Source organism: Actinophytocola sp. (assembly GCF_035634895.1).
Classification (GTDB): Bacteria; Actinomycetota; Actinomycetes; order Mycobacteriales; family Pseudonocardiaceae; genus Actinophytocola.
The window spans coordinates 1-22861 of sequence record NZ_DASQCC010000103.1 but is presented as its reverse complement, the minus strand read 5'-3'; the positions used below and the strand labels follow the sequence as shown (position 1 = coordinate 22861).

Sequence of the window (22861 nt, the reverse complement as noted above, 5' to 3'; positions counted from 1 at the left end):
CAGCCTGGTGACGATCCGTAGCTGATCACGCCACCAGAGTCACGATAGCGTAGGAGGTGTCACCTCTGCAGAGTGACGATCTGGCTGCGGCAGCAGGCGGAGGGCATGGGCGCCGGCCACCACGGCCAGCGCGAGGCCCGCCACCACGCCGAGCGCGGGTGGCAGCCCGATCGCCGCGGCCAGCAACCCGACCAGCGGGGGGCTCGCGAGGAAACCGGCGTACGCGGTCGTGGTGACCACCGAGATGGCGGTCGACCTGCGCCGTGGGTCCACCGCCCTGCCCACGGCCGCGAGCAGCGTGGGCACCACCGGCGCGAGCCCGATCCCGGCGAGCGCGAAGCCGGCGAGTGCCACGGCGGGCAGGCCCGCGAACGCGGCGACGGCCAGACCGCAGCCGCCGAGGACCGCGCCGACCCGCACCAGCGCCGGCTCCCCGAACAGCTCGCCCTTCCACTGCGCGAGCATCCGGCCCGCGGACAGGCCGGCCATGTACGCGGCGGGTCCCGCGCTGCCGAGCAGCGGTCCCGCGCCGAGCTGTTGGCGCAGGTGCAGCGCGCCCCACTGCTCCACCGCGTTCTCCATCAGCAGCACCATCGCGGCCACCCCGCCCACCAGCAGCAGCGGGCGCAGCCACCGCGGCGAGGAGTCCACGGCCACGGCGGTCGGCTCACCCGGAGCGCCCGCGCCGCGCCAACCGCGCGGGTCCACCGCCAGCGCGGCGCTGACCAGCACTAGTGCCGCGACCACGAGCAGCACCGCCTGCCTGCTCACGTCCAGCTGCCTGGCGAGCCCCGCCGCGGGCCCCGCGAGCACCATGGCCAGCGGGGTCGCCGCGTGCACCTTGTTGAACAGCCGCACACCGTCCCGCGCCTCGTGCGCGGCGGTGGTCGCGTTGAGCGCCACCTCGATCGCGCCGCTGCCCGCGCCGACGAGCAGCAGCGCGACGACGAACACCGGCACCGACCCGGCGAACGCCGTCAGGGTGATGCCCGCCGCGAACACGGCCGTCGCCGCGGGCAGGGTGTGCTGCGCGAAGCGGTCCGCCAGCCGGCCGGTGAACACCATGGCGGGCACCGCGGCGACCGGCACGGCGAACAGCGACAGGCCGAGCCCTCTGGTGTCCAGCCCGAGCGCGGCCTGGAGATCGGGGATGAGCGCGGCCCACCCGCCCCAGAACAACCCCCAGCTCGTCGCCACCGCCAGCAGTCCCAGTACCCCACCGGTGCGTCCGCGCACGTGACCTCCGTGTCCCGCGTTCCTGGCACGGTGCGTGACCGTGGTCGCACACACGATAGCCACCTTTGCCCGATTCCCCGGCAGGGTGGCTTCGGTAGCGTTGCTGACGGACGGCGACACGGAGGTGGCCAGGGGTGAGGTGCTGGGCGGTCGATGCCGGCGGCAGCAGCACGACGGCCATGGTCGAAGGTGGTCACCGGTGGCGCCGCGGCTCGGTCAACCCCGCCTCGGTCGGCGCTGCGGGTGCCGACGCCGAGCTCGGCGCGTTGTTCGCGGCGCTGGCGGAGCGGCTCGGCTCCCGGCCGGCCTTCGGCTGGCTCGCGACGGCCACCGTGGACGCCGGCACCCCCGAACCCGAGCTCGACCGGCTGGCGGCGGCCGCCGCGGCGGCCGGTCTCACCGGCACCCTGGTGATCTCCCGCGACATCGTGCCGCTGCTGGCCGCGCATCCGTTGCGCGGCAGGGGAGTCGCGGTGGTGTGCGGCACCGGGTCCGGTTTCCTGGCCGGCGACGGACGGCGCCCGCCCGTGTCCACCGGCGGGTGCGAGTACCTGGGCAGCGACGAGGGCGGCGCGTTCGACATCGGGCTCGCCGGGCTGCGCGCCGCTGTGCGTGGCACGGACGGCCGGGGCCCGGCCACCGCGCTCGGCGTGGCACTGACCGCGGGCTCCGCCGCCACGGTGGCCGAGCTGGCCCGCGCGCTCGCGGCACGGCCGTTCCCGAAGGCGGCGGTCGCCGCGCTGGCCCCGGCCGTGTGCCGGTGCTGGCTCGACGGCGACGCCGTGGCCGGCACGGTCGTCGACCGGGCACTGGACGAGCTGGTCGCCGGCGTGCGCGCGGCCCGGGACCGCGCCGGGCTCGTGGGCAGCGCGTGGTCGGCGGTGCTGTCGGGTGGCGTGCTGCGCGGCTGCCCCGAGTTCGCCGCCGCGCTGGCCGAGCGGATCACCGACGAGTTGGGCGCGACGTCCCGCCCCACCGTGGTCGACGACCCCGCCGCGATGGTGCTCGCCGCCGCGACCACGCACCGGGACGAGCTCCCGGACGCGCTCGCCGGCAGCTGGGCGTGGCACCGGCGGCTCGGAGCGGCCGCATGAGCCTGCCGGGGAACGGGACGGGGGGGCCGGTGCGGATCGGCCTGTGCCTCGCCGCGCTGTCGCCGCTGGGCCTCACCGGCGCCGTCACGGCCGCGGCCGGGGCCGGCGTTGAGGTCGTGGACCTGCCCGCGGACCGCTGTTTCGGCCTGGTGGACGCCGAACGGCTGGCCGACCCGGAGCACCACCGCGAGGTCATGGCGGCGCTGCGGGAGTCCGGCGTCGAGGTCGGGTGTGTGAGCAACAGCCGCGACACCCAGCTCGTGCTCGGCCCGCACGGGCCGCACACCGATCCGGTGCTGGCCGGTTCGCCGGCGGACAAGCGCGCCTACGGGCAGCGTGCCGCGCTCGGCACCGTCGCGCTGGCGGCGGGACTGGGGGCGCCACTCGCCCGGCTGATGCTCGGGGTGCCCGACCTCGGCAGGTGGCTGTCGTGGTGGGGGAGCGAGGTCTCCTGGCAGGACAACGTGTCCGAGTGGGTCGACGCGGCCGCTCCGGCACTCGCGCTCGCCCGGGAGACGGGCGTGCGGGTGGTGGTGGAGCCGCACCCGAAGCAGGTGGTCTACGACCCCGCCAGCGCGCGGGCACTGCTGGCCGCCGCGGCCGACGTCGGGCTGTGCCTCGACGTGGCCAACCTGGCCGCGGTCGGGCACGACCCCGTCGACGCCGTCCGCGGGTGGGGTGCGCGGCTCGCCGCGGTGCACGCCAAGGACCTCCAGGTATGGCGGCAGCCGGGCGATCCGCGTGGCGCCGGCTGGTCGCGGTACGGCCCGGGGCCGCCGATCCGGTTCCGGGCGCTCGGGTGCGGCGAGCTGCCGTGGGTGGGCACCGTCGCCGCGTTGCTGGACGAGGACTACCGGGGAGTGATCTACGTGGAGCACGAGGACGCCCTGTTGCCGACCGAACAGGGCATCGGCACGTCGGTCGCGGCGCTGCGGGCGCTGCTGCCGGCGGGCGCGCCGCAGGGGCGCACCTGGTGAGCGCGCGGGCCGGCGGGCTGGCGGGTGTGCGGGCCGGGTTGCTCGCCGGCGGCCTCGGCGAGCGCATGGGCCGGCTCACCGACAGGTCGTGCAAGCCGCTCGTGCCGTATGCCGCGGCGTGCCGGCTGGTCGACTTCAGCCTGGTCAACGCGGTGCGGTCGGGGGTGCCGGAGGTGGTGCTGCTGTCACTGCACCGCGAGTCCGACCTCGCGCGGCACCTGTTGCGGCACTGGACCGGCCATCCCGGCACGCGGATCCACTTCGGGCCGCACGACGAGTTGTTGCGGTCGGCGGGCGGTCTGGCGGACGGTGAGCCGCTGCCCCCTCGGCCACCCGAGCGCGGCACCGCCGACGCGTTGCTCGCCAACGCCGAGTACCTGTTCGCGCCGGGGGCGCGGGACGTGCTCGTGCAGCACGCGGATCACGTGTACCTGATGGACTACGCGCCGATGGTGGCCGCGCACCGCGAGTCGGGTGCCGACTGCACCATCGGCGTGCAGCGGATCGAGCTGAAGTACGTGTCGTTGTTCGGCATGGTCGAGGTGGACGGCGACCTTCGGGTGCGTGCGCTGGTGGAGAAGCCCGCGGAGCCGACGTCGGACCTGGTCTTCACCGCGTTCTGCCTGTTCCGGATCGACACGCTGCGCGAGGTGCTCGCCGAGCTGTCGGCACTCGGCGACGACGGCTGGCACCACGACATCAGCGCGGACGTGCTGCCGCACATGATCGCCACCGGCCGGCGCGTGTCGGCGTTCCCGATCTCCTGCTACTGGGCCGACATCGGCACCGTGGAGCGGTACCGGGTCGAGCAGCTCAAACTGCTGGACCTGCCGATGGACCCGCTCGCGATGCCGCGCACGCTGTCCGGCGCGCCGCCGCGGTACCTGCCCGAGCACCACAGCCTGGTCGGCGCGTCCGTGCCGCCGGGCGCGGTGGTGACCGGCAGCGTGCTGCACCCGGACTGCCGGGTCGAGCCGGGCGCCGTGGTCCGCGGCTCCGTCGTACTGCCCGGCGCGACGGTCGCCGACGGCGTGACGGTCGCCGAAACGATCGTCCTCGCGGGCGAGACCGTCACCGAGGACCGGCACGGCCTCACCGCGCTGACTGCCTCACCGCGCTGACTGCCTCGCCGCGCTGACTGCCTGACCGCGCTGACGGCCTCGCCGCGCTGGAGGCCTGACGCCGCGGCATCGGTCGAGCGTCCACTTCGGACGAAACCGCAACTCGGCCTGCGTGAACGCGCAACTCGGTGTGCACGAACGCGGGACTCGGTGTGTGTGAGCGCGGGACTCGCGGGGGTTTTAGCCGGTGCGTAGGCGGCGGTAGCCGGTGGTGTCGGTTGTGATGGCGGTTCGGATCTCGTCGTCGGTGACGTCGTCGGCGATCACGGTCTCGCCCAGTGCGGTGGGGAGGACGAAGCGGAGGACGCCGTCGCGGATCTTGCGGATCTGCCACAGTGCGGCCAGGACGGCTGTCACGTCGAGGTCGACGGGTAGGTCGTCGAGCATGACGGGGAGGCCGACCGCGACCAGGAGGTCGCACAGGCGGGCCCTGGTGCGCCAGTCGAGCAGTCCTCGCCGCTCGGCGATCCGTGCCGCGCACGCCATGCCGAACGCGACCGCCTCGCCGTGCAGGACCGGCCCGTAGTCGGTGACGGTCTCCACCGCGTGCCCGATGGTGTGGCCGAAGTTCAACGGCCGGCGCAGGTCCAGCTCGTAGGGGTCCTTGCTGACGAGGCCGCACTTGACCACGGTCGCGCCGTGCACCAGGCGTGCGGTGGTCACCAGGTCGCCGCCGAGGATGGCGGGATGGCGGTGCTCGATGAACTCGAACAGCTCCGGCGACGCGATGACGCCCTTCTTGATCACCTCGGCCAGCCCGGCACGCAGTTGCCTCCGGTCGAGCGTGCGCAGGTAGCCGACGTTGGAGATGACCGCCTTGGGCTGGTAGAAGGCCCCGATGAGGTTCTTGGCGGTGGGGTGGTCCACCGCGACCTTGCCGCCGAGCGCCGCGTCGACGTGTGCGAGCAGTGTGGTCGGCACGTTGATGTACGGCACGCCACGCATGTACGCGCTCGCCACCCAGCCGACGGTGTCGATCACCACGCCGCCGCCGACGGCGAGCACGATGTCCCGGCGGGCCAGCGCGGTACCGGCCAGCCAGTCCAGCAACTCCGAGGCCGTGGCGAGGCTCTTGCTGGCCTCCCCGGCGGGGAACGAGGTCGCGGTGACCTCCAAGCCGTTGGCGGACAACGTGTCCGCGAGACGCCGCGCGTGCAGCCGCGCCACCGTGTGGTCGCTGATCACGGCCACGCGCCTGCCGTCGATCTCGGCGCGGAGCCGGTCGACCACGGCTCGCTCCGTGCGGCACACGGACACGGTGTACTCGTCCTGCCGCCCAGCGGTCGTGAGCACGTCCCCTTCCGGACTACGCGGCATCGGCAGTGACTCGCGCATCCGGACGTGTGGCACCACCCGTTCAGCACCCCCAGGCGTTCGTTCCCTTGTGGACAACAGGATGGCTCGATCGACTTCAATGGTATAGACATCTCTACCGGCCGCTCGTCGAGCGGAAATCGGTACCCGTTCGGCGCAGTGCGGCGGCCGGTGTCCTCAGCGCAGCGTCAGCACCGGCGGGCCAACCGGGTGAGACCGTCGGGCGGCACGTCACGGAACGCACTTCACACTTTGCGGGTGCTCGGCCACGGGGGACAGTCCTGGCTGTACGCCACACCGGGGAACTCGTGCGCGTAGTAACGTTCATCCCCAGGACCTGGGCGGGTCCCACGGGCTCTGTCGCGAGTGGCTCCGGAGCCGGCCTCTCATGATCTCGTTGCATGCGGTGTTGTCTGTCGTGTGGAAGGGGACGCGTCGAATGCCTGTCCTTGGCCGTTCGGCCGAGAAGGAGCTTCTCACCCGGGTGATCGAAGGCGTTCGGACGGGACGGGGCGGCGCGGCCGTCGTGCTCGGTCGCGTCGGGATCGGCAAGACCGCCCTGATCGACGACGTGGCCGGCGGGTTCACGGATGTCACGACGGTTCGGGTGAGCCAGGCCGACTTCGACGTCGACTCGCCCTACTCCGGGCTGCGTGGGGTGATCACGCCTTTCTCGCACGTTCTCGGTGAGTTGCCCGAGCCGCGGTCGAGGGCCATGCGACTCGCTCTCGGCCTGCGCGCGGGCGGTTTCGCCGACCCGTTCCTGCTGGGACAGGCCACACTGGCGGTTCTGCGGAGTGTCGCGAGTGAGCGTCCGTTGTTGTGTGTCGTCGACGACGCGCACCTGCTCGATCCGGTCTCGTTGCGATCACTGACCTTCGCCGGCCGCAGGCTGAGTGGGGAGCGGTGCGCGCTGGTGTTCGGCGCCCGGCCTGTCGCCGGACCACCCGACTGGTTCGACGGCCTGTCTGCCCTGCCCCTCGGTCCGCTGGGCGAAGAGGAGTGCCTGCGCCTGCTGACGTCCGTGGCGGGCGGCATCGGGAACGTCGCCACAGCACGCGTGCTCGCCGCGGCGGAGGGAAACCCGGGTGCGATCGTCGAGTACGGCCGGGCGTTGACGGAGTGGCGGGGTACTGACGGCCTGCGCGTCCCCGACCCGTTGCCGATCACCGCGAGGACACGGGCCGAGTACGTGCGGGCGAAGGACGACCTGAGCCGGGCGGCGCGCTGGGGTGTGCTGGTCGCCAGTGCCGAGCCGGCCGGGGACGTCGACCTGGTCGTGCGTGCCGTTCGGCACCTCGGTGTCGATCCCGCGGACGTGGACCTGGCGGTGTCCGGGTTCTTCGACCTGGCCGGCAAGGTGCGGTTTCCGCATCCGCTCACCCGGTCGATCGTCTACCACTCCGCGTCCAGCCGGGAGCGAACGCTGGTGCACCAGGCACTGGGTGCGGTCGTCGACACGGCCGTGGGACCGGAACGGCGGGTGTGGCATCGGGCCGCGGTGCTGGCGGAGCCCGACGAGCGCATCGCTGCCGAGCTGGCCGGCGCCGCCGCGTCGGCGAGGGCGCGCGGCGGTCATGCGGCGGAGTCCACGTTCCTGACCCGGGCGGCCGAGCTGAGCCCCGACGACCGGTCCCGGGCGGGGCGGCTGGTGGCCGCGGCCAGGGCCGCGCAACTGTCCGGTGACAACGAACTGAGCATCGCACTCCTCGACCGGGCGAGCGCACCGCGCACGTCCGCGTACGACAGCGCGTACGACAGGCAGGACGCCGACCGCATCCGCGGCGCCGCTCTCACGTGGTCCGCGCGTGCGTCGCAGGCCGCGACCCTGCTCGGCGCCGCCGTCGAGGAGTGCCGGGTGCGCGACGAGGGGCTGGCCCGCCGGCTCTGGCTTCAGGCGGTCAACGCCGCCCTGCTCGCCAGCCGGGAACCGGGGGATCCCGCCCTGGACAGGTTGGTGGCGGTCGCACGGTCGATGCCGAGCCGTGCCGGCCGCGGACGGGGAACGGACGAGGACGTGATGCACGCACTCGCCATGCGTCTGTCCCGGGGACGGGTCGACACGGCCGGGCCACTGCGCCGCGCGCTGCTGCCCGACGCGGCCGGCGAGACCGCGCAGTTCGGGCGTGAGCCCGTCCTCACCACGCTGCTGAGCCTGGAGATCTGGGATCTCGCGGCCGGCAGGCGGGCGCTCGCCCGCATGGCCGCGGCCTGCCGGCGGGACGGTGCGCTGACCGGGCTGTACGCGACGCTGGTCGCCCTGGCCCACCAGGAAGCCCTGGCCGGACGGTTCCACGTCGCCGGGGAGCACTGCCGCGAAGCGCGCGAGGTCGCGGCCAGGCTGGGGATTCCAGCGAACCGGGCCGGGTTGGCGGCCCTGGTACCGGACGCCCTGCGCGGCCGCGCGCGGCAGGTGCGTGCGACGGCGTTCGCGATGAGGGACGGCCTCACCGCGGAGGGATACGGCCTGGGCGCGGCGACGTGTGTGTTGGCACTGGCGATGGTCGACGTGGCGCAGGGCCGGTACCGCAGGGCGCTCGTTCATGCCAGGGACGTTCACGAACTGGATCCGCCCGGCGTGGGTAACCTCGTCCTGCCCTACCTCGTCGAGTCGGCGGTCCGGGTCGGCGACCGGGCGCTCGCCGCCGCCGGGCTCAGGCGCCTCGAAGAACGCGTCGAGGCCGCCGGCTCCTTCTGGGGACAGGGAGTGCTCGACCGGTGTCGAGCGCTGGTGGCCTCCGGGTCCGCGGCCGAGGAGCTGTTCGCGACGGCCGCCGGGCGGCTCGACCCCGACAGTCTGCCGCTGGAGCACGCGCGTACTCACCTGATCTGGGGCGAGTGGCTGCGCCGCGAGGGCCGCGGCGAGGACTCGATCGCTCACCTGCGGACCGCGTACCGGATGTTCGTCTCGATGGACAGTCTCCCGCTGGCGCAACGATGTGCGCGGGAGTCGAGGGCCGCGGGAGCGCGGACGGGGGAGTTCGGCACGTGGCCGTCGGCGGGACTGACCGGCCAGGAGAAGACGATCGCCGAGTTGGCGGCGCGGGGCATGACGAACGAGGCCATCGCGTCGACACTGTTCGTCAGCGTTAACACGATCGCCTACCACCTCAAGAAGATCTACCGGAAGCTGGGTGTCAGCTCCCGGCGCAAGCTGTCGGTGCTCTTGTCGCTCGGGGTCGAGCCGGAAGCGTGAGGAGGCTCATGGGCGCCGGTCACAGCGGGCGGTCCACACTCGTCGGCCGGGACGCCGAGCATCGCGCGGTGCTGGAGCTGGTGGCACGACTACGCGGCGGCCACGGCGGCGGGCTGGTCCTGCGCGGCGAGTGCGGAATGGGAAAGACGTTCCTCGCCGAGCATGCCGTCGAGTCGGTCCCGGGCGTACGAGTCGTGCGCACACCCGGCATCGAGGCGGAGGCGCTGCTCCCGTACGCGGCACTCGACCGCCTGCTGCGGCCGTGGCTCGACCGCCTCCCGGACTTGCCCGTCCGCCAACGGAAGGCACTCGACACCGTGTTCGGTGAGCGGCTGGGGGCAACGTCGCCCGCGGCCGTCGCGGTGGCCACCTCGGCGTTGCTCGACCTGGCGGCCGGCGGCGAGCCGGTGCTCCATCTGGTCGACGACGCACAGTGGATCGACCGGGCCACGGGTGAGATCCTGTGCGCGGTCCGGAGTGCCGGGAGGCAGGCAGGCCGGAGTTTCCTGTTCTGTGCCCGTGACCGGCCCGAACCGGTTGGCTGGCTGGGACAGTGGCCCGAGGTGCGGCTGTCCCCCCTCGACCACCACGAGTCCATGATGCTGCTGGCATCGCTGTCCGAGGACGTCGACCCGTTCCCCGCGCGGCGGCTGGTCCGGGTCGCCGGTGGGAACCCGTTGGCGTTGACGCGCTTCGTCCGCAACTACGTGGCCGGCCACGGCTACCACCGTGCGTGGCCCAACGAGTGGTTCAGGCTGCCGGAACGGCTGGAGACCGAACTACTGAGAAGCACGGGAGAATGCTCCGCGCGGGCCAGACTGCTGTTGCTGCTCGCCGCGGTGGAACCGTCGGCCACGATGGCGGACTTCCGGACGGCCGCCCGGGTGGTGGGAACCGAGGTCGACCCGGACGAGGTCGTCGACCTGGTGACGTTCGAGCCGCACCCGGTGTTCCGGCAGCCGTTGCTGCCGCTGGCCCTCGCGCGGCGGGCCACCGCGGTTCTCCGGCACAGGATCCACGTCGTGTTGGGACTCGTGCTCGACGACGCCGATCGACGGGCATGGCACGCCGCGCTGAGCGCGCACGGCCACGACGAGACGATCGCCGGTGAGCTCGAGGCCGCGGCGCGACGAGCGGAGATCCAGGGCCGGCACCGGCGTGCGGAGACGTACTTCCGGCGGTCGGCGGAGGTGGGCAACGTGGACCGCCGTGCTGGTCGCCTGGTGTCCGCCGCCCGCCTGGCGTTGCTGACGAAGAACTACCGGTTGACCGGTGCCCTGCTGGACGAGGCGCTGCTGACGCCGCTCGACGCCCATCTCCGTCCCGAGATCTCCCGGATCCGCGCGGTCCTGTACGCCCGTGCCGGAGACGACAGGGACATTCTGTTGGCGCTGAGCGATGTCCTCGACGACATGGGGCTCCTCGACGTCCGCGCGGCCGGCGACACGTGGTTCGAAACTCTCGACGGGGCGCTTCTCGCGCAGGGTCAGCTGCCGCACACGACGCTCTGCCGGTTGGCGCGGCACGCACTGGACGCCGCGCCAACCCACACGGGGCAGCAGACGCCGGTGGACGTCCTGGCCGCGGGGCTCGCCATGCGGGTCACCGCCGGCTACGAGGAAGCGGTGCCGCTGATGCGGCGCATCGCCACGACACTGGACACCGTGGACGATGCGGACCCGGCCGGGCGGCGTTGCCGCCGGTGGCACTCCCTGATCGCCCTGACACTGCTGGAGCTGTGGGACATCGAGCGTGGCGCCCGCCTCTCCGACCAGGCGGCCCGCGGCATCGACGTCCGGATCCTGCGCGTCACGCCCTTCGCTCTCGCGCAGGGCCACGCGACGCGGTGGGACTCCGGTGCGGTGACCGTGCCCCACACCGGCAGTCGGCGGCTGGTGCAGATCGCGGTCGAGGCGGTGGCCGGCACGGGGCGGGGCACGGCGGAGGCGCGGGCGAAGGCACGAGAGGTCATCACGCTGGCCAGACGAGCCGGCTACGGTTTCCTGGTCTCACTGTGTCACCTTCTGCTCGCCAGGATCGCCATCTCACGTGGGGAGTACGACGAGGCGCTGGTGTGGTCGCGGCTCGCGTACACGGAGGACGCGCCCGGCCTCGGCGGGCAGGTGCTCGCGGATCTCGTCGAGTCCGCGGTCAGGGTGGGGGACGCCGCCGTCGCCGCGGCGGCCTACGACCGGTTGGCGGTCCGGGTGGGGGCGAGCGACTCCGTGTGGGGACGGGGACTTCAGGCACGCGCCCAGGCTCTCAGCGTGCCGGACACCCATGCCGAGCGGTACTTCCAGACCGCGATCCGGTTGCTGGAGCCGACGGCCGCCGTGCTGGACACCGGCAGGACCCAGCTCCTGTACGGCGAATGGCTCCGGCGCAGGAAGCGGCGCACCGAGGCGGCCCACCACCTGGGCCGGGCGTACCGGACGTTCGTGGCCGTCGCCGCGGACGCGTTCGCCGAGCGTGCCCGCGCCGAGCTCGACGCGGCCGGCGCGCGTCCCGAAGGGAAACACGACCTGACCGCGCAGCAGCGCCGGGTGGCCCAGCTGGCCGTCGAAGGGCTTACCAGAGCGCAGATGGCCGTGCGGTTGGCCATCAGCGAACACACCGTCGCCGATCACCTCAAACAGGTCTACCGCAAGTTCGGCGTCCACTCCCGCGGACAGTTGAGCGAGGTGTTCACGAACGGCGCGGGCGATGACCCGTGATCGGCGTGCTGTCGCGGAACATTCCGGGTGGGACGTGCGATGCGGGCGTCACACCAGCCCCTCGTTCATCGCGATGATCACGGCCGTCGTGCGGTTGGGGGCACCCAGCTTCAGGAACAACGCGGCCACCAGCCGTTTGACGCCGTGCGAGGAGATCCGCAGCGCCGCCGCGATCTGCTTGTTGCTGTAGCCCTGGGCCAGCAGGCCCAACGTCTCGTGCTCCCGGTCCGTCAACGCGACGCGGTGACCAGCGGACCGGTGCGGACCGGAACGGCGCGCCGCGAGCAGGGTGCGTGCCAGGACGGCCGGCATCGGCAGCTCTCCGGCGACCACCCGGGCCAGGGTGGTGTCCAGCACGGCGGCGTCGAGGCCGGTCAGCATCATGACGCCGTCGCAGGGCAGGTCGTTTCGCCGCGACGGGATCTTCTCGACGTGCGCCTCGTCGCCCAGCAGGACGACCCACGGCCGCTCGCCGGCCGGCGTGGCACCGAGCTCGGCGAGTTGTCGCCACTCCTCGAACCCGACGATGACGACGTGGTGGTGGGGTCCCTCGCCGTCGGGATGCGCGTGCCGGTCGTACGGTGGCCAGGTCGAGACGGTCCGGACCCTGGCGAGGTGGCCGAGCAGCGATCGCACTCCCCGGTGGACGACCTCCGATCCGATCAGTAGTGACACGTCGAGCTTCGTCGACTCAAGCGACGAACCGGCGTTCCGCGTACCCGTCATGAAGTGAACCGATCCCCGAGTTCGACTCTGCTGCCGTGCGGCTTCTCCACACTCATCGTGCCCGCTGGGTGTGCTGTTCGAATCCCCCGCTACGGGTAGTCACCGGGTATGACCGGCCAGTGTCGAACCGCGGATGTTCGGGTGGCCCGATCGGAATCTCGTGGTCGGTACGGGTCATGAGACGGACGGGACGGGACCGTCGATCCGGTGTGCTGTTGCCGGGTGGCGGGGCCCGCACCGCCCGGCAACAGCACGTCCCCGACCTAGTCCATGATCCAGGTGCAGCTGTTGCTGCTGATGGTGCTGGCGAACTCCAGCTCGGGGGCGGCGTTGGCGGCCTCGAGGGTCAGCTCCTGCAGTTCGAGAATCGTGTGCATGGGATCTCCTGGTGTTTTCTCTTGTTCTCCGGAGCCCGTTGCCCCGGAAGTCTCGACAGCCGTCAGGAGATGAGGGGCAGACCGGTCGATTCCGCCCAGGTGAGTGGCCTTCCGGACCGGCTGGGGGCGGCCGGGTCCGCCGCACGTGCCCAGCTGTCCAGTGCCAACAGAACGCCCGCGGTGCCGCTGGCCAGATCCATCGACAGGCGCAGCAGCCGGTGACCGGGAAAGGCCACCGTCCTTCCGGTGCCCGACGCGTCGGGGCGCCGCACGGCGTGCCACGCCAGCCGGCGGACGTGGTCGGCGGTGGCACCGGGGGAGCCGAGCTGCCCCGGGTGGGCGGCCTGCAGCATGATCAGCCCGGCCCTGCCCAGGAGCAGTCCCGGCTCGATGATGAACGGGCTCTGGCTGGCCCGGAGGATCCCGGTCCGCCACATCGCCAGGCGTTCGTCGGGCCTGTGTCGTTGGCACAGCGTGATCGCCTCCGCGAGCCCGCCGCTCCCGTCGCCCAGGTACGGCATCATGCGGGCGCCCTGGACCAGGTGAACCTCGCCGCCGGCGTCGACACGGCAGTGTTCGAGGTCGGTCTCGAGTGCGCGGACCGCCAGCCGCAGGTAGGTGTCGTCCCCGGTGTCCTGATGCCGGCGGAGGAAGAAGAGGGCCACGCCCGTGAGTCCGTGCATGAGCCCGGCCTGTGCGCCGTCCGTGCCCGGCATGACGTCGTCGCCGGTGGACACGATCTCGGCGAGCCGTTCGTCGATCGGGGCCAACTCGTCGGCCCAGCGGGAGTCCCCCGTGGTGACGGCCAGGTAGCGAAGGGTCAGTGCGATCCCCGCCAGTCCGTCGTAGAGACCCACGGACCTGACCTCCGCCGTCCGCGGCGCCACCTTCTCCAACAGCTCGCTCGCCGCCTGCTCGCGCCCCAGACCGTGGAGTACCAGTGCGGCGCCGTGAAGTCCGTCCCACAGGCCCGCGCGTGCCGGACTGCGCCGAGCCGCCGCCAGTAGCCACTCCACGTGTCGTTCGTCGACCGGACGACCGGTCGAGGCGAGGGCGTACAGGACTCCCGCCGCGCCGTGGGCCATGGTGTAGCCGCCGTCGTGCAGTGCCTTGGGGTCTCCCGGGAACAGCCGGTCGGCTCGTTCCGGCGTGGCCGACGCGACGATGGCGCGCGCCATGGCGTCGGTCAGCGACCGCATCTCCGGACCGTGCGGGTTCGCCGCCGCCGCGGCGAACGCCGTGTCGTGCCGGGAGCCGGCGCCGGTCGCCGAGGGTGGGCGCAGGCGCTCGGACAGGCCCGCGGTCACCTGCCGGGACATACCGAAGGTCTCGGCCACGGCCGCCGGCAGCTCCGTTGCCTTGTCCGCGTCCAGGTCGAGCATCTGGGTCAGCGGCAGGAACATCGCCACCCGCAGGCAGTCGAGTGCGTAGAAGTCGCGCACCCTGCCGGCTGTGGTGTGTTTGGCGACGAACCCGGGACAGGCGATCGTCGGCTCCGGATCCAGGCCGGGCCGGTAGGCGACCTCGAAGTCGACCAGCCCGATGCGACCGTCGGGACGCACGATGACATTGCGCGGATGCAGGTCGCCGTAGACGTAACCACGGTCGTGAATCGCGCGGATCGCCTTGTCGATCTGCTCGATGATGTCCAGCGCGGTCTCGGTGTAGTTTCGGTACTCCGCTTTTCCGGCGCTGCCTCTGGTGGCCGGATTGTTGGCCGACAGGAACTCCAGCAGTGTCAGGCCTTCGAAGTACTCCTCCGCGAGGAAATGATGTTCCCAGCAGGTGAAGATCTTCTCGGGGGTGGGCACGAAGTCGAGGTCGCCGAGATCCTGGAGCGTCTCGTGCTCGCGATGCAGGCGTGCCACCGCGTCGTGCCCCGCGCCGTCGAGTCCGGCGAACGGCCGTGCCTCACGAATGATGACCGTCCTGTCGGTCGCGGGGTCCGTGGCCAGGTAGATTCCGCCGCCGTTGGAGAAATGGAGCGCCTTGCGCACGGTGTAGGGCAGGGACTCCGCTGTTTCGGCCCTGGTCCGGTGTTGCTGTTCGGCCAGGTAGTCCGGGAGCTCCACCCAGGACGGTGGCCGGAAGGACGGTCCACGGGTGTCGGGCACGAGCCTGCCGTCGGGCCGGCGCACGGCCAGCACCTGCCGCCCCCGGTCGTCGACGGTGTACGTCTGTCTGAACCCGCCGTAACGCACGTACAGGGGTCCCTCGCGCCATCGCAGGTCGCTCAGGATGTACGGTCCCTGTCTTCCCTCCAGGGCGGTGTTCAGCTCGTCGAGCACGGCGCGCAGCGCGTCCGGGCCGGGAGGATAGATGGTGATCAGTTTTCCGCTTCTTCCTCGCGGCGCGTACTTTCCGTTCATTCGCAGATGCGTCTGCCGATGAGTCAGCACCTTGAAGGGGACCAGCCGGGCGAAGCAGTATTTGGCGACGATCTCGATAGTGTCGTCCGCGTCCGCCAGTGTGGCCGAGACATGCACCTTCCACCCTTGTTCGGGCAGGTTGGCCACAGCGGGGAAGAAGAACGTCCAGCTGTCGTCGTTGCCCACCTTCCACCCGTCGGGTTGTCGGCGCCCGACAAGGGCGTGCTCGCTTGCCTCGCCCAGGCTGGGATGGTCATAGAAGTCCAGTCCCTGCTGGCAGTACAAAATGTAGTCTTCCATGCGCGTACCACACCTGTCGTCTTGCCGTGGAAATGGGACGGGAACCGACGATGCCGTATGGACCGGAAATGCTGGACTGGTTTTCACGGAGTGATTTCCACCGCGTCGGGGTGTCATCTCCAACCTGTGCGCCAGCCTACCGCCGTGCGCATGCTGTGGGCAATTTCCCAAAGTTCGGCCGAATGACCTAGCCGTTTGGTCGGTCGCCGGCGCCGGGCACTCGATGGCCGAGCGGTGGTTCAGCGGGCCGGGCGGGCGAGTTCGACCGCCGGATCTCGGGCCGCCGGCAGGGCGCGGGCGTGCCGTGGTGGCCATCGCGCCGAGCGCGGACGGTGGGGTCGTCGCCCGAACGCCGGTCGACGGCGGGGCGGATGGGGGCTCGATCGTACCTGGTGACGACAGTGGGCCCATGCCGTGGCTGTCCACGGCATGGGCCCACCGGTCCTACCTAGTGCGACACTAGCTGGCGCTGGCGCCGGACTCCAGTTCGCCGCCGCCGAAAGCACGCTCGGCTTCGCCGCCACCGAAACTCGCCTGCTCGAGCTCACCGCCACCAAGTTTACGCATGTTGAGGTTCTCCTTCGTCGGAAGTAATACAGAAAAAGTATCCAGAGTCCATCTCGCCACTGCAAGCTGCATTCGCCCCGAGATATTGCGCCGAACGGGGTGCGACCGTTTGGTGCCAACAGGCGTCTGGCGTGAATTCCTCACGGTCCGTAGTGATTTTCCACAAAGAACGCCGCTCAGTGCTCGACAACCATCGCGGAGAAGGTCGCGCCGTATGCGGCCGCGGCCATGAGATAGCGGTCACCCGTCCGCAACAGTCCGCTGTCGACGGCCGTGCGGTAGTTCAGAAAGGGGTCCGCGGCGAACGTGTGGCCGATGAGGGGCACGTTGTCCAGCAGGACCGACGCCGGCGGCAGCCCGAGCTGCCGGCACACCTTCCGCCAGGAACGCACGTTCACGTTGTGCGGCAGGATCAGCCGGAGCTCGTCGACGCGCAGCCCGGCCCGCTCGGCGGCCGCGCTGATCACCTCGGCCACCAACACCGTGTACTCCTTGGCGAACCGCTCGGCGTGGTCGGGGCGGTCGACCGCCCAGTGGTCGAGGTCGCCGCGCTGCAGCGTCGCGTAGCTCAGCACCCGGTCGCGTGCGCCGTCCGCGGACACCAGGCAGGCGGCGGATGCCTCGCCGAAGATCCGCGCCTCCGGCCGCAGTGTCTCGTCGAGGGTGAAGACCTGTTCGGCGGCGAGGACGAGCGCGAGCGCGTCCGGGTCGCCGTCACCAGCCAGCAGCCGCCCGGCGATGTCCACCGCGAGAAGCCCGGACGCACAACCGTGGTGGGTGACGGCGAAGGCGGTCGCAACACTCAGTCCGAGCCGCTCGCAGAACTCCGGCAACGGGCTCAGCGGATGTGGCTGGGAGACCGGAATCGTGCGTGCGTAGAGCACGTAACGGATCCGGCTCCGGGCAGCGGCCAGCGACGGCAGCTTGCGGGCGGCGCGCACGAGGAGATCGGTCAGCGTCTCACCGGGTTCCTGGCGGCGAACCTCGGAGTATCCGTAGGAACGCCGGAGAGTGTCGACTGTGGACGCGGGCAGCCGCCACTCCGCGAGGAGCTCCTCGATCGGCACCCGGCGGTCCGGCAGGTGACCGGCGATCTCCCGTAGGGCGGTCATGAGCGGTTCCTTCGCGCGAAAGGGAGTGCCGGCGGCGTCCCGAGTACTACTGTCGAACCATGACGGGAGAACGCACCGGCCACTTCTGGGATGCCGTCGAGGGTCGGACGCCGATGCCGGCGGCGGCGGCGACGTTGGGCTGGTCGCTCGTCCGCGCCGACACGGAGCGGGGCGAGATCGAGGTGTCCTTCGAGGCGACCGAGGAGTTCCTCAACCCCGCGGGTGCTGTCCAGGGTGGCTTCCTCACCGCCATGCTGGACGACACCATGGGCCCCGCGCTCGCGGCGACGCTGGGTCCCGGCCGGTTCGGGGCGACCATCGAGCTCAAGGTGAGCTTCCTCCGGCCTGCCCGGCCCGGCCGGCTGGTGGGGCGCGGACGTGTCGTGCACAGCGGCGGCACCATCGCCTTCCTGGCCGGGGAACTGCTGGACGACACCGGGCAGGTGGTGGCCGTGGGTTCGGCGACCGCCCGGATCGTGCGGACCGACTGAGCCGCGGGCCTCATGGCCGGCCGCTGTGGACGTCGGCGCTGTCCACACCGGCATGCGCGCCGGATCGGTAGCGCAGCAACGGGATCACGGTCACCACCAGACACAGCGATCCGGAGAGGACGATCGCGGGCTGGAGCCCGAGCCCCGCGACCGCGAGCCCGGCGAGCGTCGCGCCGAACGCGAGGCTGCTGCCGGAGACCGCCGTCACCATGCCGAACACCCGGTTCTGCAGCTCGACCGGGACGCGGGCGTAGAGCATCGCCCCGAGAACCGGCCGGAACGCCGCCTGGGTCACCCCACAGAGCACCGAGACGACGAGAACCACGACGAGGTTGTCGGTCAGCCCGAGGGTCAGCTGCCGGGGACCGACGCACAACGCCACACTGACGCAGAAGGTCAGGTACTGCGGCAACTTCGGTCCGACCACGGTGAACACGATGTTGCCCGCGATCGCGCCGAACGCGAACGCGCTGAGGATGAGGCCGACCGCGGGGGCAGAGCCGGAGTGCTCGTCCACCCACAGCGGCACGAACACCGCGTAGTTGGCCACGGTGAACAGGTTGACCACCGAGGTCATCGCGAGCATCCCGAGCAGCAGCCGGTCCTGCCACAGGTGACCCGCACCGCGCCGCAGCGCGGTGAGGTAACCCTCCTTCGCGGCCGCGTCCCGGTCCGGCATGGTGCCCTCGGGCGGATGCACCAGCAGTCCGATGAGGAGCGCCGACAGGGCGAAGGACGCCGCGTCGAACCAGATCGCGTCCTGCGGTCCCAACCAGAGGATCAGCAGACCGCCCAGCGGCGCCGCGGTCACCATCGCCACGTTGCCGATCCCGTCGTAGATCGCGGTGGTCCGGATGATCTGCATACCCGCCGCGTCACTGACCGGACGGAGCATGACGTGCTGGGCTCGGCCGCCGACACCGGTGAGCGCGCCCTTGACTGCGATCAGCGCGGCCAGCGGGAGGAACCCGATCCCCGGCGTCGCAGCGACGGCGACCATGGCCAGTGCCGCCACGCACTGGGTGACGATCAACGTGCGCCGGATGCCGAACCGGTCGGTCAGCGGGGTGGCGAACACGCCGGCCAGCAGGGCGGGAACGACGGAGGCCATGGAGATCAGGCCCATCTTCGCCGCGCTGCCCGTGCTGGTCAGCACCAGCCACGGCACGGCGACCGTCGTCACGACGCTGCCGAGCATGGACACGATGTGTCCCGACAGCAGCGCGACGAGCCCGACCCGCCGGGCGCCCCGGCCCGTACCCGTCGTGTCGCTGACCGTGCTCAATCCGCCGTACTTTCCGCCAACACGTGCTCGGCCGCGTACTTCTCGCGCAGCCGCCTGGTGTTCGTCTTGCCGCTGTCCGTCCTGGGCAGATCGTCGACGAAGTCGAACGACCGCGGTACCCACACCCAGCTGAGCTTCTCCTTGACCAGCCCGGCGAGCTCCTCCTCCGTCACCGTGGCCCCGTCGGTGAGCATCAGGTAGGCGTGGGCGGCCTCACCGAGCTCCGGGTGCGGCACGCCGATCACCGCGGCCGCGCGGACCTGCGGGTGGGTGGTCAGCGCGTCCTCGATCGCACGCGGGAAGATGTGGTGGCTGCCGTAGGTGGTGATGATCATGTCGCTGGCTCGGCCGGTGAGGTGGATGTAGCCCCCGGCGTCGACGTGGCCGAGATCGCCGGTGCGCACCCAGCCGTCGACGAGCGTCTTCGCGGTCTGCTCCGGATTTCCCACGTAGCCACGGAAGTTGAGCTTGCTGGCCACCCACAGCTCGCCGGTCTCGCCCGGCGGCAGCACGGTGCGGCCGTCCTCGCCGCGGATCTCCAGCCGCACGTCGCCGTAGGCGGGTCCACAGGAGCCGATCCGGTCCGGGTCGGTGCCGACGCCGGGATGTGCCGAGATGAACGGGGACTCCGACAGGCCGTAGGTGATGCGCACGACCGGGCCGAAGCGGTCGACGGCCTGGCGCAGCCGTACCGGGTTGGTGGCCGCGGTGCCCACGCTCAGCACGACCATCTCGGACAGGTCGCGCTTGTCGATGTCGGGGTGGTCGAGCAGCTCGTAGAGCATCAGCGGGGTGATGAACACGGAGTTGACCTGTTCCCGCTCCACGAGCTCGAGGAACTCCCCGGCGCGGAAGAACCGCGAGACCAGCAGTGTGCCGCCGGTGAACAGGTAGAGGAACGCCGAGGTCTGCCCGGCGACGAACCACATGGGGGTCACCGTGAGGTGGCGGTAGCGCGGTTCGTCCGCCGCGAGGATCTGTTCGGCGAGGGTGAGGATCTGCTCGTACAGGTCCACCGTGTGGAGCAGTGGTTTCGGCACTCCGGTGGTACCGCTGGTCTGGAAGACCGAGTCCGGGGTGCCGGTCGCCCGGTCCACGTCGAACGGCTCGGCACCGGCCGGGAGCGGGGCGAGGATGTCCGGACCCGCTCCGCCCGGGCCGACGCAGAACGCCGGAATCCCCAGCCGGTCGACGATTTCCTGACCGACCCGCTCGTGCACCGCCACCTCGTACAGCAGCGCCGCCGGCCGCACCTGGTCGAGATAGGCGGTCAGTTCCCTGGGCGTGCTGGCGTTCGACAGCCACGCGGTCCGGCACCCGAGCAGGTGCAGTGCGAGCTGGATCGCCTGGGCGTGCGGCGGGTAGCCGAGCAGGATCCCGACCGTCGTGCCCGGCCGAAGCCCGGAGCGCTCGAGGTTCGCCGCGATGTCGAGGACCGAGGCGCGCAGTTCCGTGTAGGTGAACCGGGTCTCGCCGTTGACGAGGGCCTCCCGGTCGCCGTACTCCGCGAACAGCTCCAGCGCGCGCACCGCGTAGTCCGGTCCGGAACCCATCACACACTCCAGGCTTACGTGGACGGCGAAGCACGAGGTGATCGCTGCCAGCTGATGCGAGCGGGCGAAGCGTACCTGGGGAAATCCGGGAAACAGACCGTGCAACGTGAATTCCCCTCACAGGCCTGCGAGGCGCGCGGCTGAACGGATCAGTGACGTGCTCCCCTCTGGTGAACGTGGCCGCGATACACGACATTCGGGGCCGTCCTCGGTCCGCGGGCGCGGTGCCGCCGAGGGCGTACTGTCGCCGCATGACTCCCAGGAGAGCGCTCTAGCATGCGGGGAATGTTCGTCACCGGCCCGCTCGCCGGAGGTGACTCGCCCGGTGTCGGCGGTCTGCGCGTACGTGACGCGGTGGGCCGGACCTTCGACGAGCTGACCGGCCAGGTGCTGAACCCGACGCTGCGCGGCTACGTCGCCGACATGACGGCGCCGTACGGGATCGCGGTGCGCGAGGACCTGATCGAGGCGGGCGCCGGGCACTCCTACGGCGAGATGTGCGCGCCGCTGCTCGACGTCCTGGTGCCCGAGGAGCGACCGGCCGATCTGCTCGTGCTGGCGACCGACATCCCCGACTCGTGCTTCGGACGTTCCACCGCCACCTACCTGAGCTGGCACTGCGCGGGCGCTCCGCTGACGTTCACGGTCTGCGATCAGGGCCTGCTCGCCGTGTTCACCGCGCTGCACCTGATCGACGGCTACGCACGCAGCGGCGCGTGCCGGCGGGCGGTGCTGCTGATGGCCGAGCAACCGACCCTGTACCACGAACCTCCCGTTCCGACGCGTGTGCCGGACCGCGCCGCGGCCGTGGGCGTGGTCATGGAGACGGCCGGATCGCGTGGAGCGCTGTCGGTGCGGCGCCACACGACGCTGGCGGCGCACGACGTGCCGGCGGTCCTGGCCGACGAGCTGGCCCGGCTGTCCAGTGACCGGGCGGCGCCCGTCGCGCTGGTCGGCGCCGGTCTCGCGGCGGTCCTGGCGGACCGGCGCGTGGACGGCGACATGCTGGTGTGCCGGGGGAGCCAGCCGCTGACCGGTATCTGGCAGGAGCTGGCGCACCGGCTGCCTGGCTGGCGGAAACACGGACGACAGGTGTTGCTCGCGGAGTACGACCCGGCGCTGGGCCAGCTCTTCTCGGCGACACTCCGGCTCGGCGACTGACGTCGAGGGCGTTCCGTGTGGGTGCGTTCCAGGCCGCAAGCCAGCCTGCCCCGCTGCTGAACAGCGGCTGCCGCGGTCGTCCCGGGCGCCAGCACTATCGCTGAAGATGTGCAAACTTCTGTTGGAAACCTGCGTACTTTCGCCGAAAGTTGACATATGATCTGGCTCACACGGACACCCTTCCCCCTGCCATCACGACCAACGGAACGGGACCCACCATGCAACGAAGCACGAGGTGGCGCGCTGCCGCCTGCGCCGGTCTGCTGGTTGTCACCAGCGCGGTAACCGTCCTCGCCACACCCCCAGCCCAGGCGCACCCTGTCAACGCCGCCGACTACCAACAGGTGGCGCTCGCCAAGGGCGTCGGCGAGATGGGGGAGCCGATGTCACTCGCGGTGCTGCCGGACCGGTCGGTCCTGCACACCTCCCGCAACGGTGAGCTGCGCCGCACCGACGCGAACGGCACCACCACGGTGATCGGCGTGCTGTCGGTCTACTCCCACGACGAGGAGGGCCTGCAGGGCGTCGGCGTGGACCCCGGCTTCGCCTCGAACCGCTTCATCTACCTCTACCACGCGCCGCCACTGTCCACCCCGGCCGGCGACTCGCCGGCCAGCGGCTCGGACTTCTCCGCGTGGAACGGTGTGAACCGGTTGTCCCGCTTCACCCTCAACGCCGACTACACGCTCAACACCGCCAGCCAGGTCACCGTCCTCGACGTGCCGGCCACCCGCGGCATCTGCTGCCACGTCGGCGGGGACATCGACTTCGACGCCGCCGGCAACCTCTACCTGTCCACGGGCGACGACTCCAACCCGTTCGACTCCGGCGGCTTCTCGCCGATCGACGAGCGTGCCGGCCGCAACCCGGCCTACGACGCCCAGCGCAGCGCGGCCAACACGAACGACCTGCGCGGCAAGGTGTTGCGCATCAAGGTGAACGCGAACGGCTCGTACTCGATCCCGGCCGGCAACCTGTTCGCGCCCGGTACCGCGAGGACCCGTCCGGAGATCTACGCGATGGGCTTCCGCAACCCGTTCCGGATGAGCGTCGACAAGCAGACCGGCGTGGTCTACCTCGGCGACTACGGCCCGGACGCCGGTGCCGCCGACGCGAACCGCGGTCCCGGCGGGCAGGTCGAGTTCAACCGGATCACCTCGGCCGGCAACTACGGCTGGCCCTACTGCACAGGGTCGGCCACCAACGCCGAGACCTACAACGAGTTCACGTTCCCGTCCGGCCCCTCCGGCGCGCGCTACAACTGCGCG

16 protein-coding genes are annotated in these 22861 nt (G+C 71.5%); 8 read left to right on the top strand and 8 right to left on the bottom strand.

The window, feature by feature from the left end; translation table 11 throughout:
• Positions 1 to 39: 39 nt before the first annotated feature.
• Positions 40 to 1236 carry an MFS transporter gene (locus VET29_RS14415; RefSeq protein WP_324920111.1) on the bottom strand — a complete coding sequence of 399 codons (1197 nt, stop codon included), beginning with the start codon at positions 1234 to 1236 and terminating at the stop codon, positions 40 to 42.
• Positions 1237 to 1370: 134 nt separating this feature from the next.
• Here VET29_RS14415 and VET29_RS14410 point away from each other — a divergent pair, with 134 nt between their 5' ends.
• Genes VET29_RS14410 through VET29_RS14400 form a run of 3 tightly spaced genes read left to right on the top strand, consistent with a single transcriptional unit; the run spans position 1371 to position 4428 of the window.
• Positions 1371 to 2330, top strand: a complete 960-nt coding sequence (locus tag VET29_RS14410) for a BadF/BadG/BcrA/BcrD ATPase family protein (RefSeq protein WP_324920109.1) — start codon at positions 1371 to 1373, stop codon at positions 2328 to 2330.
• Positions 2327 to 3307, top strand: a complete 981-nt coding sequence (locus VET29_RS14405) for a sugar phosphate isomerase/epimerase (RefSeq protein WP_324920107.1) — start codon at positions 2327 to 2329, stop codon at positions 3305 to 3307. The genes VET29_RS14410 and VET29_RS14405 overlap by 4 nt, the downstream gene beginning before the upstream one ends.
• Positions 3304 to 4428: a sugar phosphate nucleotidyltransferase gene (locus VET29_RS14400; protein ID WP_324920105.1), complete on the top strand. Its 1125-nt coding sequence runs from the start codon at positions 3304 to 3306 to the stop codon at positions 4426 to 4428. Before VET29_RS14405 ends, VET29_RS14400 begins: the two co-directional genes overlap by 4 nt.
• A gap of 180 nt (positions 4429 to 4608) precedes the next feature.
• On the opposite strand, the gene aroB is transcribed toward VET29_RS14400, so the two are convergent.
• Positions 4609 to 5763, bottom strand: coding sequence for a 3-dehydroquinate synthase (gene aroB / locus VET29_RS14395; RefSeq protein ID WP_324920103.1), 1155 nt, complete (start codon positions 5761 to 5763; stop codon positions 4609 to 4611).
• A gap of 367 nt (positions 5764 to 6130) precedes the next feature.
• Here aroB and VET29_RS14390 point away from each other — a divergent pair, with 367 nt between their 5' ends.
• Together VET29_RS14390 and VET29_RS14385 are read left to right on the top strand one after the other, a co-directional pair.
• Positions 6131 to 8938 carry a helix-turn-helix transcriptional regulator gene (locus tag VET29_RS14390; RefSeq protein WP_324920101.1) on the top strand — a complete coding sequence of 936 codons (2808 nt, stop codon included), beginning with the start codon at positions 6131 to 6133 and terminating at the stop codon, positions 8936 to 8938.
• A gap of 8 nt (positions 8939 to 8946) precedes the next feature.
• A complete protein-coding gene (locus VET29_RS14385) occupies positions 8947 to 11652 on the top strand; it encodes a LuxR family transcriptional regulator (RefSeq protein WP_324920099.1) in 2706 nt (901 codons plus the stop codon).
• A 48-nt stretch (positions 11653 to 11700) separates the two neighbouring features.
• Here the strand turns inward: VET29_RS14385 and VET29_RS14380 are convergent, their stop codons facing one another.
• The 4 genes from VET29_RS14380 to VET29_RS14365 form a co-directional block, all read right to left on the bottom strand.
• On the bottom strand, positions 11701 to 12378 hold the full coding sequence (locus VET29_RS14380) for a helix-turn-helix transcriptional regulator (RefSeq protein WP_324920097.1): 678 nt from the start codon (positions 12376 to 12378) through the stop codon (positions 11701 to 11703).
• A 439-nt stretch (positions 12379 to 12817) separates the two neighbouring features.
• Positions 12818 to 15424 carry a class III lanthionine synthetase LanKC gene (gene lanKC / locus VET29_RS14375; RefSeq protein ID WP_324920095.1) on the bottom strand — a complete coding sequence of 869 codons (2607 nt, stop codon included), beginning with the start codon at positions 15422 to 15424 and terminating at the stop codon, positions 12818 to 12820.
• Positions 15425 to 15883: 459 nt separating this feature from the next.
• Positions 15884 to 16063 carry a hypothetical protein gene (locus VET29_RS14370; protein ID WP_324920093.1) on the bottom strand — a complete coding sequence of 60 codons (180 nt, stop codon included), beginning with the start codon at positions 16061 to 16063 and terminating at the stop codon, positions 15884 to 15886.
• A gap of 104 nt (positions 16064 to 16167) precedes the next feature.
• Entirely contained in the window at positions 16168 to 17103 is a 936-nt protein-coding gene (locus VET29_RS14365) for a 3-oxoacyl-[acyl-carrier-protein] synthase III C-terminal domain-containing protein (protein ID WP_324920091.1), read from the bottom strand.
• Between the two features lie 59 nt (positions 17104 to 17162).
• Here VET29_RS14365 and VET29_RS14360 point away from each other — a divergent pair, with 59 nt between their 5' ends.
• Positions 17163 to 17594 carry a PaaI family thioesterase gene (locus VET29_RS14360; RefSeq protein ID WP_324920089.1) on the top strand — a complete coding sequence of 144 codons (432 nt, stop codon included), beginning with the start codon at positions 17163 to 17165 and terminating at the stop codon, positions 17592 to 17594.
• A 10-nt stretch (positions 17595 to 17604) separates the two neighbouring features.
• Here VET29_RS14360 and VET29_RS14355 read toward each other — a convergent pair whose 3' ends face one another.
• The gene (locus VET29_RS14355; protein ID WP_324920087.1) at positions 17605 to 18879 is read right to left on the bottom strand and encodes an MFS transporter; all 1275 of its coding nucleotides are present in this window, start codon (positions 18877 to 18879) and stop codon (positions 17605 to 17607) included.
• Entirely contained in the window at positions 18876 to 20432 is a 1557-nt protein-coding gene (locus VET29_RS14350; RefSeq protein WP_324920085.1) for a class I adenylate-forming enzyme family protein, read from the bottom strand. Before VET29_RS14350 ends, VET29_RS14355 begins: the two co-directional genes overlap by 4 nt.
• 276 nt (positions 20433 to 20708) lie before the next feature.
• Here VET29_RS14350 and VET29_RS14345 point away from each other — a divergent pair, with 276 nt between their 5' ends.
• Both VET29_RS14345 and VET29_RS14340 read left to right on the top strand, forming a co-directional pair.
• Positions 20709 to 21593: a hypothetical protein gene (locus VET29_RS14345; RefSeq protein ID WP_324920083.1), complete on the top strand. Its 885-nt coding sequence runs from the start codon at positions 20709 to 20711 to the stop codon at positions 21591 to 21593.
• Positions 21594 to 21811: 218 nt separating this feature from the next.
• The coding region (locus VET29_RS14340; protein WP_324920081.1) for a PQQ-dependent sugar dehydrogenase at positions 21812 to 22861 on the top strand (1050 nt) is incomplete at its 3' end.

What these genes read in the sequence shown, in the direction of transcription:
- VET29_RS14405 (WP_324920107.1), top strand. Translation starts at nt 2,327, where the DNA reads ATGAGCCTGCCGGGGAACGGGACGGGGGGGCCGGTGCGGATCGGCCTG.
- aroB (WP_324920103.1), bottom strand. Translation starts at nt 5,763, where the DNA reads ATGCGCGAGTCACTGCCGATGCCGCGTAGTCCGGAAGGGGACGTGCTC.
- VET29_RS14390 (WP_324920101.1), top strand. Translation starts at nt 6,131, where the DNA reads ATGATCTCGTTGCATGCGGTGTTGTCTGTCGTGTGGAAGGGGACGCGT.
- VET29_RS14385 (WP_324920099.1), top strand. Translation starts at nt 8,947, where the DNA reads ATGGGCGCCGGTCACAGCGGGCGGTCCACACTCGTCGGCCGGGACGCC.
- VET29_RS14380 (WP_324920097.1), bottom strand. Translation starts at nt 12,378, where the DNA reads ATGACGGGTACGCGGAACGCCGGTTCGTCGCTTGAGTCGACGAAGCTC.
- lanKC (WP_324920095.1), bottom strand. Translation starts at nt 15,424, where the DNA reads ATGGAAGACTACATTTTGTACTGCCAGCAGGGACTGGACTTCTATGAC.
- VET29_RS14370 (WP_324920093.1), bottom strand. Translation starts at nt 16,063, where the DNA reads ATGCAGCTTGCAGTGGCGAGATGGACTCTGGATACTTTTTCTGTATTA.
- VET29_RS14365 (WP_324920091.1), bottom strand. Translation starts at nt 17,103, where the DNA reads ATGACCGCCCTACGGGAGATCGCCGGTCACCTGCCGGACCGCCGGGTG.
- VET29_RS14360 (WP_324920089.1), top strand. Translation starts at nt 17,163, where the DNA reads ATGACGGGAGAACGCACCGGCCACTTCTGGGATGCCGTCGAGGGTCGG.
- VET29_RS14350 (WP_324920085.1), bottom strand. Translation starts at nt 20,432, where the DNA reads ATGGGTTCCGGACCGGACTACGCGGTGCGCGCGCTGGAGCTGTTCGCG.
- VET29_RS14345 (WP_324920083.1), top strand. Translation starts at nt 20,709, where the DNA reads ATGCGGGGAATGTTCGTCACCGGCCCGCTCGCCGGAGGTGACTCGCCC.